The sequence below is a fragment of the Flagellimonas lutimaris genome, assembly GCF_051494225.1.
GTDB classification, from domain to species: Bacteria; Bacteroidota; Bacteroidia; order Flavobacteriales; family Flavobacteriaceae; genus Flagellimonas; species Flagellimonas lutimaris_A.
This window is the reverse complement of the sequence record NZ_JBNPYE010000001.1, coordinates 1-17,818: the sequence shown is the minus strand read 5'-3', so window position 1 is coordinate 17,818 and position 17,818 is coordinate 1. Positions and strand designations below refer to the sequence as shown.

Here is a 17,818-nt window from a genome sequence, read left to right as displayed (position 1 = left end):
CAGAACAATAACACGAGGTGAACCCTACAAAAAAATGTTGCCAAATGTTTCCCATAACCTAATTGGTTGGGCGATGCCCCGAAAGGACCAAAAGAAACCAAACGCCAAGAAACAAGTTGGGCGTGAAACTCAACTTATCGCACTGTGGTACTGGTATACCTTGCACCGATAAGAGAGCTCACGCCCGGGTCGTGAGCCAATCTGCTTATCATCTCAGTGCAAAAATTACCAGTTTTCAGTGTGAGATTCAAAGCGATAGCTTCAAATATGTTCTAAACGAAGAATCGCAAATTTATGTTATTGGGATAAATATAATAAACCTTTTTAAACTAACACATATATGTGTTGATAAAATATAAATGAATTGGCAATTTTTGATAGATGTCAAAGGAAGACCTCAATATAATTTTATCCAATATTGGTGCTATTGTCAAAAGGCACCGAAAAGAAAGAGGTTTATCACAACTTAACATGGGGTTAGATATTGATATGTCCGCTAATCAAATTGGCAGGATAGAAAGAGCTGAAAGTAATCCGACGGTCGAAACGCTTCACACAATTGCTAATTACTTTGGATTTGATATAATTGAATTCTTTAAAAAGCAATAATTACCCTACCTCCTATTTTTTTATCTTTTAACAACTTCCTTACAGAATTCCACATTTTCATTTTATAGAAAATTCTTACATTTAACGCCATCTCCCCCAAATTTTATTAAACGACAAAAACAGTGCCTTGTTTTTAAAATGCAAAGTTTTGGCAAAGTCAATCCTATTTAGAAGAAAGTTGGCCATATAAACAAGTCGTGAGTACTAATAAAAACCAATTGAATAAATGCCAAGAGAAATATTAAAATTCCACTTCTACTCATTAAAATTTACAGCTTATTCAAAGCTTGAAAGTGAATATAGTAGTACAACAATTTTAAAAGATGTAATTACTTTCTTAACAAACGAACTGCATAAAGGTCAAGGCTATTTGATTGATAAACATAGGAATCGAGAAAATGAAAGTCCACGTGAATTGTTTATGACGAGCGCAGTATTTATGCCAAAGGAAAGAAGAATTAGATGTACTCTTGCACTTCTACGTTCAGGACGAGTTCCAAAAATTAAACCTGCTGATGAATTTAAATTGGTGCCTATTAAAACACTTGGTTCAATTGCGGAAGAAACTCATTTTTTCATCGATTATAGCAGAAATTATGGAGTTGTTTGCATTGAGTACAACCATTATGGACCAAGAATGTCTGATGTTGAATATTACTTAAGGAACGTCGCAAGGGACAAATTAAAACTCTCAAAGGCTTTAGATGTCAATTTGTATATGAGTAATACAATTGACAAAACCTTGGAAAATCTTCAAAATGTTTTGAATATGCAAATTAAGATTCAGCCGAGTAAGATTGCTCAAATGGACAACGATATTAAAGGTCAGTATTTTACTGGTATCAATACTATTGGGAATAGGCTCAAACCAAATTATATAAGAGTTGAGACCTACTTTCAAACACCTGGAGGAAATATCACAAGTAAGGAGTTAAACAAAGAGGCAAACTCAATGGTAAAAACACTTCTTGGAAAATTTAAGGCAAGACCTTTTAACATCGATTGTTTTGAGGATTTTGTAATTAAATACGAGGACAAAGAAGGAAACGAAGAACTTTTCAATTTACTTCGAGAAAAAAAGGAGCTAGAATATGATGTGGAGATGTCAACTTTAAAAAAGAAAAGAAATTGGTACGAACTTATAGAAGAGGATTTTAACGAGTTTATGGTGAAATTTAATTGATGATGCTCGACAAATATTTCAGAAGACCGGTATTGTACGATTTTATTATTTCCATAATAATAGGAGTCATTTTGTTATTGACTTTTAATAATGGACTTTTTAATTTGCCAAAAGATGAACGTTCATTATCAATGACATCTGATTTAGCAAATGTTGGACTGACAAGTGCTGGCTTTATTCTTACTCTCTTAACTGTTTTAATAACTTTTAAGAGTAGCTCAAATATAAATAAGAATAACTATTCAGAGGATGAATCTTTATTTGATTTGTTCTTTGCATCTGAACTTTACTTTACAACAGTCCGAATTTTAAAAAACTGCATAAAATCGTTAATCTCAATTTCGGTCATTGGTTATGCATTAAAATTAGGGTTGCCAAAAGAATATTTGAAATTTGTATTCTTCTATAATGTGATTGGATTAATCATTATTGCTATGACACTTTACAGATGTTTACTGATTTTGACAAAGATTTTAAAAATGCAAAAATGAATACTAACAACAAGAATACCCAGTTATCAGCCTTTTGAACAGTGGATAAAAACCTTTTTTCAGCTACTAAAAGGTACTATCTCAAATCAGCCGGGCAGAGTTAAACATGTATTAAAGCGCCTTGGAAGCATGGAAAATGAATAACATCAAAATACCCACCATTTCCATATATTTGAGAATAATAAGATTTCACTTACCCAGAATTAAATACACTTCATGTCCGAAGAACAAAAGAAACTGCTGGAAACGCAATTGTGGAACATTGCCAATGAGTTGAGGGGCAAAATGGATGCCGACGAGTTCAGGGATTACATTCTAGGCTTTATTTTCTACAAATACCTCTCCGAAAAACAATATCTATACGCTAACTCTTTACTGGAAACCGAGGAAATTAAGGATTACCTTTTGGTTACCGATGCAGGCGATTTGGAAGCCATCAAGGAAGAATCCTTATTAAAATTGGGGTACTATCTAAAACCTGATGAACTCTTTAGCTCCATTGCCAAAAAGGGCAATGCTAATACCGAAAACGAGAGCAATTTTATCCTTGCTGACATGGAAAGCATTCTCAACGGTATTGAGCAAAGCACCATGGGTACGGAAAGTGAGGATGATTTCAACAAACTATTTGAGGATCTAGACCTCAACAGTACCAAACTGGGAAGAAGCACCGAAGCCCGAAACAGCCTTATCTCCAAGGTGATGTTCCATTTGGATAAAATAGACTTTGCCTTGGAGGATGCCGAGGCGGATGTGCTGGGCGATGCTTACGAATACCTGATTTCCCAGTTTGCCAGTGGAGCGGGTAAAAAGGCAGGAGAATTTTACACGCCTCAACAAGTCTCCAAAATATTGGCCAAGATAGTGACCACGGGTAAAAAACGCCTAAAGAGTGTATATGATCCCACTTGTGGCTCCGGCTCGCTGCTGTTGCGTGTGAGCAGGGAGGTGCCGGTTGATGATTTTTTCGGGCAGGAACTCAACCGCACCACCTACAATTTGGCTCGGATGAACATGATTTTGCACGATGTTCATTATAGGCATTTTGATATTAGGCAGGAGGACACGCTGGAACAACCCCAACATTTGGAAATGCGTTTTGAGGCCATAGTTGCCAATCCACCATTTTCGGCCAAATGGAAAGGGAAAAATAACCCTCTGAACGAAAACGACGAACGTTTTAGCCAATATGGGCGTTTAGCACCTAACAGTAAAGCCGATTTTGCTTTTGTACAGCACATGCTATTCCAATTGGCGGACAACGGCACCATGGCCTGTGTATTACCTCACGGTGTATTGTTTAGGGGAAGTGCCGAAGGTACGATTCGGGAATATCTGATAAAAGAATTGAATTATTTGGATGCAGTAATAGGCTTGCCAGCAAATGTCTTCTATGGCACCAGCATTCCCACCTGTATTTTGGTATTGAGCAAATGCAGGGTGCATAGCGATAATATTTTGTTTATTGATGCCTCCCAAGGTTTTGAGAAAGATGGTAATAAAAACAAATTGAACAATGAACATATTGATGCTATTATTACCACTTACCGCACCCGAGGCACAAAAGATAAATTTAGTTGCGTAGCGAGTTTGGACGAGGTAGCCAAAAACGATTACAACCTCAACATATCTCGCTACGTGGACACCTTTGAAGAAGAGGAACCTGTGGATTTGGACCAAGTGGCCGCCGATTTACAATCCCTACAGAAAGACTTGTCCGAAACCAATGCGATGATTGCCGACTTCTGCCAACAACTCAACCTTAAAACCCCGTTTTAACTATGGAAGAACAAAAACGGGTGCCGAAACTGCGGTTTACCGAGTTTTCAGAAAATTGGAATGGTGTATTATTTGGAGATATAGCCGCTTTTACAAAGGGTAAAAATATCTCAAAATCTGATATTGTTGATGATGGACAAACTGAGTGCATTAGGTATGGTGAATTATATACAGACTACAATGAAATCATCGAAGAGATTGTTTCAAAAACTAATTTACCCAAAGATGAATTAGTTCTAAGCAAAATAAATGATGTGATAATTCCATCTTCTGGAGAAACTCAATTGGATATTGCTACCGCTTCATGTGTTCTTAAAAATGATGTGGCATTAGGCGGAGATTTAAATATTGTTAGGACTAAGCAAGATGGTTTGTTTATTTCGTATTATCTAAATAGTGCAAAGAAAAAGGATATTGCTTCACTAGCGCAGGGCAACTCAGTAGTTCATTTATATAATCATCAATTAAAGGGTCTAAAGCTAAACCTACCGAACCTAGTAGAACAACAAAAAATAGCCACTTTCCTTGCAACGGTTGATAAAAAAATTGCGCAATTACATCAAAAGAAACGTTTGTTGGAAGACTACAGAAAAGGGGTGATGCAGCAAATCTTTTCTGGGGAATTGCGATTTACGAAAGAAGATGGAAGTGCTTATCCTGATTGGGAGGAGAAAAAATTCAAAGAAATATATTCATTCTATTCAACCAATTCTTTTTCCAGAGACAAATTAAACTATGAATCAGGTAAGGTGAGAAACGTTCATTATGGGGACATTCACACTAAATTTTCAACCCTATTTGATATTAATGAAGAATTGGTGCCTTATGTAAACAATGATGTTGATTTGAGTAAAGTCAAAAAAGAATCTTTTTTGCAATTAGGAGATTTATTAATCGCTGATGCATCTGAAGATTATGATGATATTGGAAAAACCATTGAGGTTGTAAACCTAAATAGTGAAAAAGTAATTTCTGGGTTACACACTTTTCATGCAAGACCAAATAAGCATAAAATGGCTTTAGGGTTTTCTGGATATTTGCTTCAAAACTGGATGATAAGGAAACAAGTGATGAAAATTGCACAAGGAACAAAAGTTTTGGGAATTTCGACTGGAAGACTAGGAGAAATAAAGTTCTTCATTCCTTCTTATCCAGAACAAACCCAAATCGCCAATTTTTTAATTGCCATCGATAAAAAAATAGCTGTGGTACAAACTCAAATAAGTCAAAACCAACAGTTTAAAAAAGGCTTGTTGCAGCAAATGTTTGTATAGTCCTATTGATGATGAAGTACACCAACGAAAAAAAACTGATCAAGGACGCCAAAAAAATCATTGCCCACCACAATGAGATATCGAGACTGAAAGGGGAAAACTTTAATATATTTTCCATTCTTAACATGGAACACAAAGAGAACGGTACCCATTCCGCTTTCTTGGGGGAATTACTCGATCCAAAAGGTTCGCATGCAAAAGGGAACTTGTTTTTACGATTGTTCTTGGAATCCGTGGACAATAACACCATCCATTTGGAGAAGGCTAGTGTTATCTTGGAAAAACATATTGGTAAACGAGATGATGCCAAGCTATTAGGAGGCAGAGTAGATATTTATATAACCGACCATGTCAACAGCATTTGCATAGAGAATAAAATCTATGCAGCCGACCAAAATGTTCAACTACAACGGTATTGCAACCACAATAAGGAAAACAACACGGTATATTACTTAACGCTCGGTGGTTCTGATGCTTCACCCGAGAGTAAAGGCAAACTGGTTTTGGATAAGGACTACCATTGTCTTGCATTTAAGACAGATATCATAGACTGGCTGGAAGCTTGTTTAAAGGAATCAGCAGAAGAACCGATTCTTAGGGAGTCCATACGGCAATACATTATTTTATTAAAGAGACTGACCAACCAATTAACCGATAAAGCCATGGAAAAAGAAATGCACAAGCTTGTCAAGGAAAATTACAATGCTGCCCAAAACATTGGCAATGCAATATCCGATGTAGAGCTGGAAACTACCAAACAGTTTGTGGATGAGATTGCTGAACGTCTTGAAAGGGAGTTGGATGACGATTGGAATATACAAGTGGACGATGATTTAAATGACCCATGGACGGGAATAACCATTACCAATGTTAAGTGGCCAGAAAATATTGCTATCAAACTCGAAGGGCAATCCAAAATACCTTGGCAAAAATCGATCTATGGTATAATAGCAGCTCAAGATAAAGTGGAAAGAGCCCCTATAAAATCAATCTTGGGGCAACTAGAATATTTTCAGTCAGGGTTTAGGGGAAGCCAAGTTTGGCCATTTAACAGGGATATTCTGTATTTTAATGAGGTAAGTGAGAGATCCAAGCTGTTTAATGCCAGCCAAAGGGAAGATTTGATTGCGTTTGTTGAAGAGAAATTATTGGAGATATGTAAGGTCAGTGAGGCTCCTTTGGCTTCTTTGAAATAGTGTAAGTATAAGGCTTACATCAGTTTATAGGAGATTTGTTGCAGCGTCGATTTGTATTGGGAATAAATGTTAAAAACGATAAATTATGGCAAATTATGGTAAAAAGTAGTATTTTTGCACTAACAGTACACACCACGCTACATCATAAGAACAGCGTCCCAGGGTGTGTCTTTTGCTTTATGGGCTTTAGTTTACTTACCTTAAACTATACAACAAATGTTTGAAAAGCCCGCATTTACCAAGGAACAACAATTAAAGCAATTAAAGGATAGGGGGCTCCACTTTTCCAATGATGCCATTGCGTTAAAGTATTTGTCGCATATCAGTTATTACCGTTTGGGGGAATATTGGTATGTCATGCAAGAGGATAAAGAAAACCATACATTTAAGGCTGACAGTAAATTTGATGATGTAGTTGCTCTATACAATTTCGATGCCGAATTAAGATTACTTTTGTTTGGAGTGATTGAAAAAATAGAGATCAGTCTTCGCACTAAATTAATTTATCACCTCTCCCATGAATTCGATCCATGGTGGTTTCAGAATTTTGAACTTTTTTCGGATAGTAGGGCTTTAGTCAAAACCCTATTCAATCTTGAGGAGGAAATCAGCAGGACAAAGGACAAGACGATAAAAAATCACTTAAAAAAGCACAAGGATGACCAAAGATTTCCCCCTTCATGGAAATCGTTGGAACACACCAGCTTTGGTTCATTGTCCAAGTTATATGGAAATTTAAAAAACACCATAAAATCAAAGGATACCATTGCGGAAGAGTTCGGGGCTGTAAACCATACCTACCTTCCCAGCTGGTTGCAATCCATAGCTCAAATACGCAATTTTTGCGCCCACCATTCCAGGCTATGGAACCGTAACCTGCCTGGCACCGTAAAATTATTGCCAAAACCGCCAAATCCTTGGATAAGCGATTTGGACAATGTGCCCAAACAACATGAATTTTCAAAACTATATGTGCATTTGTGTTTGATGAAATATTTATTGGACACCGTTCAGCCCAATAATAATTTTGGAGAAAAATTAGTTGAGTTATTCACAAAATTTCCGAATGTTGATCCTGATGCACTTGGAATGAAACCTGATTGGAAAAAAGAACCCCTTTGGAAATAGTATGACCACCCAACCCGAATACATTTTAGAAGAAAACCTAGTTGAACAGCTACAGGACTTAGGGTACGAAAAAGTCATCATTAAAGATGAAGATCAACTCGTTTCCAACTTAAAGGGTCAGTTGGAAAAACACAACTGGACCACCTTTTCGGATGCAGAGTTTAAGCAAATATTAAATCAGCTCTCCAAGGGCAACATTTATGAAAAGGCTAAAACCCTCCGTGACCGAATTACCTACCCCAAAGACAATGGGGAAACGGGATACGTGGAGTTGATCAACCAAGTGCATTGGTGTAAAAACCAGTATCAAGTTACCCATCAGGTCACCATGGAGGGCTCCTATAAAAACCGCTATGATGTCACCATACTCATTAACGGTCTGCCCTTAGTACAGGTTGAACTTAAAAAGCGGGGCTTGGAAATGAAAGAGGCTTTTAACCAAATCAATCGCTACGAAAGACATTCGTTTGGATCGGGAAGTGGATTGTTCCAATACGTGCAGCTCTTTGTCATCAGCAATGGCGTAAATACAAAGTATTTTGCAAACAACCCTGTAAAAGCACGTTCCTTTAAACAAACCTTCTTTTGGGCGGATAGGGAGAACAACATCATTACGCAGTTAAGTGAGTTTGCCAAAGAATTTTTGGAGCCTTGCCATCTCTCCAAAATGATCACCAAATACATCGTGCTGAACACCTCTAATATCCTAATGGTATTGCGCCCATATCAGTATTATGCTACTGAAGCCATCGTAGAGCGTGTGAAAAACAGTAACAAATTTGGTTATATATGGCACACCACTGGTTCGGGAAAGACATTGACCTCGTTTAAAGCCGCCCAGATACTAACCAATTTAGAAGATGTGCCCAAAGTGGTCTTTGTGGTAGACCGAAAGGATTTGGACTATCAGACCATCAAAGAGTTCAATAGCTTTAGCGAGGGCAGTATCGATGCCACGGACAATACAAGCACATTGGTCAAACAGCTCTCCGATGACACCAAGCTTATTGTAACCACCATACAAAAATTGAACACGGCCATCTCCAAGCCCAAACATATGGCGAAAGTGGATCAGCTAAAAAACGAGCGTATCGTGTTTATTTTCGATGAATGCCACCGCAGCCAGTTTGGCGATACCCATAATGCCATTAAAACCTATTTTGGCAATGCACAGATGTTCGGTTTTACGGGTACTCCCATTTTTGCCGACAATTCAACAAAGAACAAACTGGGTAGACGAACCACCAAGGATTTGTTCGAGGAGTGTTTGCATAAATACGTTATTACCGATGCCATACGGGATAGAAATGTGCTCAAGTTTTCCATTGAGTACATGAACACTGTAAAGCTTAAAGAAGAGGTTGTGGACTTAAAAGTGGAGGACATCAATACCGCAGAAGTGCTGGAGGCTCCTGAACGACTGGAGAACAACGTGGATTTCATCATCAACAACCACAACCGTAAAACGCACAACAAACGATATACGGCCATTTTCTGCGTCCAGAACGTTAAGACACTTATTACCTATTACGAGTTGTTCCAAGCTAAAAAAGTATCAGGAGAACACGATTTAAAAGTAGCTACCATTTACTCTTACCAGGCCAATCAGTTGGATGAGGATGCTATGGGTTTTATTCCTGACGAAGATTTTGAGGATCTTGAAAAAGATCCGTCGTCTAGATATGATACAAAGCATACAAGGGATAAATTGGACGAATATATTTCCGATTATAACCAAATGTTCAAAACCAATTATTCCACCAATGCGTTTTATTCCTATTACAAGGATATAGGGAAACGTGTTAAAAACAGAGAGGTGGATATTTTGTTGGTGGTCAATATGTTCTTGACAGGATTCGACAGTAAATTATTGAACACCATTTATGTCGATAAAAATTTAAAGTATCACGGCTTGATCCAAGCCTATTCCCGCACCAACCGCATATTGGACGAGGTCAAATCCCAGGGAAATGTCGTGGCCTTTAGGAATTTAAAAGAGGCCACTGATGAGGCAATTACCTTGTTTTCCAACAAAGAAGCCATTGAAGAAATTGTGGTTCAACCTTATGAGGACTACATTGAAAAGTTTGATGAAGCCGTGGAACGAGTAAAGGCCATTGCTCCAACCTTTGACAGTGTAAACGATTTGGTATCTGAAGCTGAAGAACTGGAGTTTGTAAAGGCCTTTAGGGAGTTGATGCGTGTGAAAAATGTATTGGGCACATTCACCGAGTTCAGTTTTGAGGATTTGGGCATGGACGAGCAAACCTTCGAGAACTACAAGAGCAAGTATTTGGATTTATATGATATCATAAAATCAGAGACCCAAAAGGAGAAAGTATCCATTTTGAACGACATCGATTTTGAACTGGAACTGATTCGTAGGGATGAAATAAATGTAACCTATATCTTGACCCTGTTGGCCAAACTCCACGATTCAGCGCCAAAGGAGCAAGAAGAACAGCGAAAAGCGATTTCAGACATATTGGCCTCAGAATCGCAATTAAGAAGCAAAAAAGAACTGATTGAGAAGTTTATTGCGGAAAATCTACCGTTGATAACGGACTCCGAACTAGTGGCCAATGAGTTTGAGTCCTTTTGGACTGTAGAGAAGAAAAAGGCCATAATGAACTTGGCAAAAGAGGAAAACTTGGATTATCAAAAGTTGGTCGACCTTGTAAGCAATTATCTTTTTACAGAGAAAGAACCATTACGTGATGAGATCATTGCCGTAATGAATGAGAGGCCTAGCCTAAGGGATAGAGCAACTTTATCTGAACGGATATTAGGGAAGGTAAAAGGCTTTGTAGAAACGTTTATTGATGGGATGGGGTAAACAGTACAGAGTAAGAAAGTCCTTTTATCATCGCCCTAGTACAGATGTCCCCAACCCTTTTTCGTAATTTTATCTCCTAGTTGCCACACCGCGGTTAAGGATGGGCCAGCACCTTGCGGGTGATGGGGGCACAGACGGCTGATAAAGACAGCGTGGTGTGGCAATGAACCCGCTTATTCAAACATAAACGACAGTGCACATAGAAAAAGTCATTCCCCTACCCCCTCAAAAGCACAATTTGTCCCAACTTCCCAACACCCTTTAAATCTCCGGTTTTCCCATAGGCACCGGAGAAACCCTAGATGGCTTTATGCCATTTCATAAACGGTCTGGAACAACTCCTTGTCTAAACGCTCCTGACGTGAAAAGCTTTTTTTGAGACTGCTATGGAGCACGGCATTAAAGGCATTGTAACCCAACCAAAGGTTCGGTGTGACACCTAGCTGAATGGCCTCATAATTAAGGATGTCAATAACCTCCCGAGCTCTTTTAGAGGGGTCATCATTGGTATCACTACACTCATAGCGGAAAAGCTTGGTCTGCTCCAGCACTTCTTTCACAAAGGCCTTGGTATCCAATAGTTCCACAGTCATCATTTGATGGAATCTATCGGATATGGTATAGAACTCATTATCCATGAACTTTTGAAAAAGCCCTTCCAGTTCAGGCATGATCAAATGGACACTGTTCTTATGATGCTTGATCGAAAAGCCTATTTCGGTCTTGGCCACATGCAGGCCATTGGAGCATACCTTGCGGTAGAACCCAAAATGTCCAGAGGTGCGTTCGCTCCCGTCATAGGAGTTGGTGAATCGGAGCATGGGCAGGATGGCATCCTCTCGGTTCCCCACGGAAAACTGGGTATTATCGGTCAGGATGAAGTCCATACTGAAACTTCTGTCAGAGCGGTTAATGGTCTGGCGAGAATATTCCAGACCGGTTTTGATGACCCGGTTCTCGGCTTTCCCAAAAAACAGTTCATTCGGGATATGCCCATAACGTTTTGAGACCACGTTCACAATCTTTCCATGGCTCACAACGGCCTGTTCCATACCCTTTCTAGTGGGTATTCCGGTCAATTCTTCCAAAGGTCTTAGTTCAGCTGGTACAAAGACCTCGTCCTGTTGCAATCTGTTCAAATACATAATTTATGGATTTAAGGTTAAACAATAAGTGCCGGACGCAGCAAACGGAAGACAGGCTGAGGAGTGGCAAGGAAACGGAATATAAAGGGACGCAAGGAACGGTTTATGCCGTCCCTTGTCCGACAACAGGCTGCGACGTTTACCTTTCGACACCTATTGATGGAACACTTATTCCGGACCGTCCTTTGTCAACCCATCAATTCTTTAGAAGTTCGTAATATTGCCGACCATTAAAAAACCAAACAAAACCAAATCCTTAGCATTGAAACGTACCAAAAATCACAATCCGTTTTATGTCATCACTGGAGGCCCGGGAGTGGGCAAGACTACGCTCCTAAAGGAACTACAGCAAAGAGGCATGGCAGTAGTCCCGGAAATCGCCCGCGAACTCATCAAGGAACAACAGGCCGTAGATGGCGATGCCCTACCTTGGAAAAACAAAAAGCTTTATATGGAAATGATGTTTCATCGTTCCCTTGCAAGTTTTGAAAAGGCCAAGAACGACCACAAGGAAACCACTCTCCTTTTTTTTGACCGTGGCTTTTTGGATGCCCTATGTTACGCCTCCTTGGAAGGTATTCCAATTGATCAAGAAATGAGGACCTACGTTGAAACGGCCAGATACAACGACCATGTTTTTATTTTACCCCCTTGGGAAGAAATTTATCAAACGGATGAACAGCGAAAACAAGACTGGAATGAGGCTGTATTTACCTACAACAAAATCATCCAGACCTATCGCAGCCATCTATACGACCTAATTGAAGTTCCCAAGACCTCTGTAAAAGAAAGGGCGGATTTCATTTTGAATCACATCCAGAACTCCTAATTTTCTTAAACCTAAAATTTAATTGCTTTGCTTTAAAATGGGATTTCTCAATCCAATTTACCATGGAAATTGTGGTGTTGTGTAGCCGTGAAATAGTCCCTAAATATTTGGTTCACTGTTTGACCTTCCGTGATTCCTCGAATGCCCAAAAAAGGAAATACTTCAATGATTGCTTTCGAAATAGTACCAATAGACCGAGAAGCCTCATGATGTATTTCATTGATAAAATCAATCGGTACAGATAGTCCAATCTCAATACTATATTCCAGCTGTTTTGCAAATATCATAACTTGATAATTAGCACCAATCAAAATATCTTGAAGTTTATTAAAAAAGGTATTTGACTTCTTAAACATTTGAGCCTCCTTCAAAAAGTGATCCGCCATCCCCAAATAATTGACCCATAAGGTCAAATCTGCAAATACCGAGAATGGAATTTTAAAGATGGGCTGAGGCAGATAAAATTCATCATATACGAAACTGTACTTGTTATCCACCCATTTGGATCGCACTGCAAAAGAGTCGGTAACCGTAGCCCTTAACCCCATGGCATTCCAATCCCGTATAATTTCGACATCATCTTTTTTGAGCACAAAAGATTGTATCATAGGGCTACCATCCTCTAAAAGGATATCCTCGCCTCCTTCCTGAATCTTTGCGTTCAAAGTGAAATGTGTCAGATAGGGTGCTCCTGTGGCATACTTCCAATGTCCATTGATTATATAGCCATCGTCCATTTTCTCAGCAGTCCCAAATGCACCTCCACTCCCCCCAAAGCGAACCGCTTTTTCGGATTCTAAAAAAATCTCGTCCGCAACGCCCTGCTTTAAATTCCCAATAAAGAAATTGGCTCCGCTGCACAAGGTCACGGTCCAGCCCAGACTACCATCGCATTGGGCAAGTGAATGTAAGGTTTTCAAGCCCTCGGACAAGGACATTTCCATTCCACCATATTCTTTTGGCACCCAAAGGTTCCACAAATTTTCGGCATCGATCCAATCCAGAACTTCTTTTGGAAACTCCTTTTTCCCAAAACAGCGTTGTTGAATGCTATGCTGCGGCTCCATCCAATTCCTTTTCAATGATTTTGGACCATTTGATATAACCCGATATGGCCACCAAGAATAAAAACGTTGTCAATCCCGCATATATGTATAGTTCTTTGTACACTAACAGTGGTATGGAAATCAAGTTGCTAATATTCAAATAAATCCAGTTTTCTATCTTTCGTTTGGCCATTAACCACATCCCTGCCCAAGCAAAGGCAACGACCATGGCGTCCCAATAGGGGACATCGGAATCCGTATGTTGTCCCAACCAATAGGCCATAATGAGAAAGCATCCTAATACAATGCCTACTGCAATCCCATGATCTCTACCATCAGAATAAGAAATGGGCGATTCTTTTTGTTGCTTTCCCATCTTCCAATAGAACCAACCATAGATACTCATGACCAAATAGTAAAGATTTAGAAGAATGTCGGCATATAATCGGGATTGGTACAACACCCAAATACTGATCAATATGGCAATGATTCCAAAAAGGTAATTATGTACGTTGTTCTGGCGTGCCATAAGGACCTGAACCACACCAAAGGCGGTTCCTACCCATTGTAAAACAACTAATTGTGAAAATATTTCCATTTTTTGGGTTTCTCTACTAATTATAATGACATCGGAATCCCAAAATGGAACAAAGGCCTGAATCGGCTTTTCCAAAATCCCTACGCCAGCATTATCTGGATCAGGTGCGAAGCAAAGTGCTTCCGGGTTTAATCTCAGCCCTTACGGACACCCCTTGTGTTATTGTATAAAGGTAGAATTGTTTTTTGGAAATACATATTTGAAATGCAAACATTCCTAAACTAGGTTATTTAAAAATCGTCCCAATATCATGGTGTACCTTTAAATAATGCTGTTCCAATTCCAGTTCAGTTACCTCTAAAGGTTTAGGTAATCCCTTTTGAATTTCTGGTTTGACAAACCGCACCTTCCGATCTTTTCCATCTGCGAACACCACAAACTCCCCTTGCCTTAACCGAAAGAACACCTCTGCCCTTCGTTTGGACACTTCCTTCTCCCCTTCCGTTATTCGACTTTCCAAGTTGAGCCCTGAACTCTTGCTCACACTTCGGGTCGGAATCTTGACCAGCTCAAAAAAGCGTTCATAGTATCTTGCTGTATCTGGGTCGTTCACCTTCCCAAAAAACTGATAGGATAGATTGGATAGGATTGCCTTACTCGCCTTTTCCCCATACATCATATCATTTTGGATCTTGTCCTGAAGGACATAGACACTCACAATATCATAGCTTCGTAAAGTAGCAGGTATTCGATGCATGTTTAATAACCGTAAGGTGGAAGCCTCTTCCAACAACATAAAGGAAGGTTTACGATTGCGCTGGGACATTTGTTTGGAGATGGTATGGATGATGGTGGCAATAACCGGAGATAAGGAAGCATCCTTTTGCGGATTGTTGACCAAGGCTATGACTGCAGGATTCTTTTCATTATTGATATCCAAGGGAATCTCATCCGCGGAAAGCACCATAAAAATCTTCCGTGTACTGATCTTTTTAATGGCATTGGCCAGGGTACTGAGTACTCCTGCTGTCTGTCGTTCAGAACCCACACCACTGATAAAGGCATCGGCCATGGCCCTTGCGGTAATGTTTCCTCGTAGAAATTTGATCAGGCTTTTGGTGGACAACTGTTGGAACAAAGCTATCAGATGGGGCAAGGTGCAATAATGCGGGTAGTCTTTTTTTAGACGCCATATCAGCCCGCTGACCAACCCTTCTGCAGCATCCTTAAAAAAGCGTGAGGTGCTATTCTCATCTGAGTCCTTATGTTCCATCAGATTTTCCAAAAGCACCCGTGATACCTCATGCACACTTTCTTCATCGGGCAAGTATCTTGGGGCTATTGGATTCACTCGATGATATATAGGTCCGAAAGAAACAATCCGAAAGGGAATCTTTTCATCTTGCCATAAGGGGTAGGCCATTTCCGTGATCTCAAAATCCTTGTAATCATGTATAATCCCGGAGAAATGCGCTTTCTGAAAATGCCTCAAAAAATTATAGATGACACTTTCGGTCTTTCCACTCCCTGCAGAGGCCATTACGGAAACTCCTCTTCGAATATTCTCCATAACCAAGGGTCTGCCACGCACTTTCATCTTTACTACAAAGGTTTTGGAAGGTTTCTTATCGTCCTTGAAATAGTCCACAAAACTATAAATGATGATGTGCAGGAACATCAAAGGCAACCATAGGGTCAATGTCCTTTTTATTAAATCATCCCATCCCAAAATCAAACCATTGGCCATGGCCAAAAGTACGATCCCCAAAGCCCAAATCACAAAGCCATATTCGAGATACCGATTCACCACAACCGAAATCCCTCCCCCAACCAACAGGCAACCTATAGTTCCAATCCATCCTAAATGCTCCATATCTTTATCTTTTACATACCAATCGATCCCGATTCCATAGCCTTCCCGATTCCTTTCTTCAGTTGCATCATGGCCTTATAGGCCAATTGGGCCTTGTTTGTGGGGATGCTCGGAACATGGACACCGGCCTTGAACAATAATTGTTTGGCCACTTGCTTCTCGTTTGTGGGCAAACCCAATAGCGCTGCAAAGAACTGTTTGGGATTCTTGTCCAACAAGTTTCGGGCATGGTAGGTTTCCACAAAATTTCTTCTATACCCAAACTGTCTATCAAAAGTTTTTTCAGAGGCACGATAGAATTTATCCCTATCAAAGCCCTGCTTTACTTTCTCCCCGTTCAATGTTGTCTCGGAGGTCCGAAATTTAGATCCAGGTGAAAGGCTATGGGAATTGGTCACATCCTTACGGCTGACAATGATATGGATATGGCTCTGGTGGCCTTCCTTGGCCATGCCTGGAACGATACGTTTGCCATGCTGTTTATGGGGCGCTTCTAGTTCCAATGCCTGTATTTTTTCTTTGAGTTTACCGATATCCCCATGCTCCCTACCTTGTTTGATGTCCCTAATCTTATGTTGTAGTGCCAGGATCTTACTGGCAATGGGTTGGTTTTCTTTAACTGCTTTATCTTTTTCGGAATAGGTTCGTTCCCGTTCCAACTTCGCGAAATACAATACCTCCTTTACGGTCACTTCCTTGTCTCGATAAAAGGAGGCAGCATAGGTCTTCATCAGTTCCCGGGTGTACTCTTTCAGTTTTTCGGAATCGTTCCCGATATGTTTCAGTTCTGCTTGTGAGGGACTTACCATAATGGAATAAAACTTAGGATCTCGCTTGGACAACTTGGAGGTATTGGCATCGATTTCGGCAATGACCCGTTGGGCATCAATGTCATTTTCCGTTTGATTGAAAAAAAGTTCCTGCTCTTCTGGAGCCTTCCCTTCGTTCTCCTTTTCCAAATACTTGATAAAATCACTGGCACTGCCATGATAGTTATCTCCCAAGTGTTGTCTTGTGATGGCGATGTACATACTTATAGATTTTTGAGTTTGGTACGGTACTGTTCAATGGCCCCAGGTTTGAGATCCACTTTGAGTTGATCCTTCCCAAAATGGTTTTTGGTTATGGCCACATGGTCCAGGACATGTGTAAAATCCTGCTTCAATTCTTCCATTTGTTCCCTCAACCGTTCATGCACGATCTTGGGCACCGTGGTCTCCTTGTCCAAGAGTTCAGGATTGGAGGGGGTATTGATCTCGGTCAGTTGTTTTTCAAAAAACTCAAAGTCCCCTTCCCATTCCTCGCCATCCCCAGATTCCAGTTCCTGCTGAAATAGGGCCTGTATCATACTGACCGTGGGCAGGGTCTGCTCTTTTTCGATACTGCGCATGATGGCCACCATGGCATTGAATCGCCTTTTGATCAAATATTTAAGGCTTGCAATGGTCTCGTGCATCCGTTCATCGGGCGATATACCATTATGATCAAAGAACTCCACCATGGCCAACAAGGTCATGGAATGGGACTTTCCTTGCCGTTTGGAAAAGCTCCGAAATTTCATGGCCACCGAGATTTTGATCCTCAGTCCCGCAAACGTCTCTTTTTCATATCCTTTATCCATTTTTTCAACAAAAATTCCTTGGTTTTACTGGGCCCGGCCCATTTTTTCAACAAAAACCAAATGCCCGAAATCTTCAAGATTCCCCGAAACCCCCATAAACAGGGCCTTGCGAAGCAACCATGATCGGTAGCGCTGCGCCAGCACGCTATCCTCTTGCTTCTCCCTTAGTTTAGCGCTGGCCATTTACATAGAGCTTTCTTTTAAGATTATAGTCATTTAAATGACTGTTGTCTTTAACTCGGGAATACCCTCGGTGACCGTAAGTGGCCA

Annotated in this window: 16 protein-coding genes; 9 read left to right on the top strand and 7 right to left on the bottom strand. The window is 40.1% G+C overall.

Features of this window, described 5'->3' with window-relative positions:
- Positions 1–381: 381 nt before the first annotated feature.
- From ACQQ5U_RS00080 to ACQQ5U_RS00045, 8 genes are all read left to right on the top strand, one after another.
- On the top strand, positions 382–609 hold the full coding sequence (locus ACQQ5U_RS00080; RefSeq protein ID WP_090294804.1) for a helix-turn-helix domain-containing protein: 228 nt from the start codon (positions 382–384) through the stop codon (positions 607–609).
- 226 nt (positions 610–835) lie between these two features.
- Positions 836–1,792: a hypothetical protein gene (locus ACQQ5U_RS00075; protein WP_090294802.1), complete on the top strand. Its 957-nt coding sequence runs from the start codon at positions 836–838 to the stop codon at positions 1,790–1,792.
- Positions 1,792–2,283: a hypothetical protein gene (locus tag ACQQ5U_RS00070; protein ID WP_090294800.1), complete on the top strand. Its 492-nt coding sequence runs from the start codon at positions 1,792–1,794 to the stop codon at positions 2,281–2,283. The genes ACQQ5U_RS00075 and ACQQ5U_RS00070 overlap by 1 nt, the downstream gene beginning before the upstream one ends.
- Before the next feature lie 216 nt (positions 2,284–2,499).
- Positions 2,500–4,062, top strand: a complete 1,563-nt coding sequence (locus ACQQ5U_RS00065; protein ID WP_090294798.1) for a type I restriction-modification system subunit M — start codon at positions 2,500–2,502, stop codon at positions 4,060–4,062.
- Positions 4,063–4,064: 2 nt separating this feature from the next.
- A complete protein-coding gene (locus ACQQ5U_RS00060) occupies positions 4,065–5,336 on the top strand; it encodes a restriction endonuclease subunit S (protein ID WP_090294795.1) in 1,272 nt (423 codons plus the stop codon).
- Between the two features lie 8 nt (positions 5,337–5,344).
- Positions 5,345–6,532, top strand: a complete 1,188-nt coding sequence (locus ACQQ5U_RS00055) for a PD-(D/E)XK nuclease family protein (RefSeq protein WP_090294793.1) — start codon at positions 5,345–5,347, stop codon at positions 6,530–6,532.
- A gap of 216 nt (positions 6,533–6,748) precedes the next feature.
- Positions 6,749–7,660, top strand: a complete 912-nt coding sequence (locus ACQQ5U_RS00050; protein ID WP_090294790.1) for an Abi family protein — start codon at positions 6,749–6,751, stop codon at positions 7,658–7,660.
- 1 nt (position 7,661) lies between these two features.
- Positions 7,662–10,496, top strand: coding sequence for a type I restriction endonuclease subunit R (locus tag ACQQ5U_RS00045; protein WP_437394898.1), 2,835 nt, complete (start codon positions 7,662–7,664; stop codon positions 10,494–10,496).
- Between the two features lie 308 nt (positions 10,497–10,804).
- Here the strand turns inward: ACQQ5U_RS00045 and ACQQ5U_RS00040 are convergent, their stop codons facing one another.
- Positions 10,805–11,641: a DUF932 domain-containing protein gene (locus ACQQ5U_RS00040; RefSeq protein WP_090294785.1), complete on the bottom strand. Its 837-nt coding sequence runs from the start codon at positions 11,639–11,641 to the stop codon at positions 10,805–10,807.
- Between the two features lie 262 nt (positions 11,642–11,903).
- Here ACQQ5U_RS00040 and ACQQ5U_RS00035 point away from each other — a divergent pair, with 262 nt between their 5' ends.
- On the top strand, positions 11,904–12,470 hold the full coding sequence (locus ACQQ5U_RS00035) for an AAA family ATPase (RefSeq protein ID WP_090297501.1): 567 nt from the start codon (positions 11,904–11,906) through the stop codon (positions 12,468–12,470).
- Positions 12,471–12,517: 47 nt separating this feature from the next.
- Here the strand turns inward: ACQQ5U_RS00035 and ACQQ5U_RS00030 are convergent, their stop codons facing one another.
- From ACQQ5U_RS00030 to ACQQ5U_RS00005, 6 genes are all read right to left on the bottom strand, one after another.
- The gene (locus ACQQ5U_RS00030) at positions 12,518–13,537 is read right to left on the bottom strand and encodes an acyl-CoA dehydrogenase (protein WP_275648320.1); all 1,020 of its coding nucleotides are present in this window, start codon (positions 13,535–13,537) and stop codon (positions 12,518–12,520) included.
- Positions 13,521–14,114 carry a nicotinamide riboside transporter PnuC gene (pnuC, locus tag ACQQ5U_RS00025; protein WP_090297496.1) on the bottom strand — a complete coding sequence of 198 codons (594 nt, stop codon included), beginning with the start codon at positions 14,112–14,114 and terminating at the stop codon, positions 13,521–13,523. Before pnuC ends, ACQQ5U_RS00030 begins: the two co-directional genes overlap by 17 nt.
- Positions 14,115–14,340: 226 nt before the next feature.
- Positions 14,341–15,927 carry a type IV secretory system conjugative DNA transfer family protein gene (locus tag ACQQ5U_RS00020; RefSeq protein ID WP_090294780.1) on the bottom strand — a complete coding sequence of 529 codons (1,587 nt, stop codon included), beginning with the start codon at positions 15,925–15,927 and terminating at the stop codon, positions 14,341–14,343.
- 11 nt (positions 15,928–15,938) lie between these two features.
- A complete protein-coding gene (mobB, locus tag ACQQ5U_RS00015) occupies positions 15,939–16,958 on the bottom strand; it encodes a MobB family relaxase (protein ID WP_090294777.1) in 1,020 nt (339 codons plus the stop codon).
- Between the two features lie 2 nt (positions 16,959–16,960).
- Entirely contained in the window at positions 16,961–17,548 is a 588-nt protein-coding gene (locus ACQQ5U_RS00010) for a BfmA/BtgA family mobilization protein (protein ID WP_090294774.1), read from the bottom strand.
- Positions 17,549–17,572: 24 nt separating this feature from the next.
- On the bottom strand, positions 17,573–17,731 hold the full coding sequence (locus tag ACQQ5U_RS00005; protein ID WP_437394896.1) for a hypothetical protein: 159 nt from the start codon (positions 17,729–17,731) through the stop codon (positions 17,573–17,575).
- Positions 17,732–17,818: the final 87 nt, after the last annotated feature.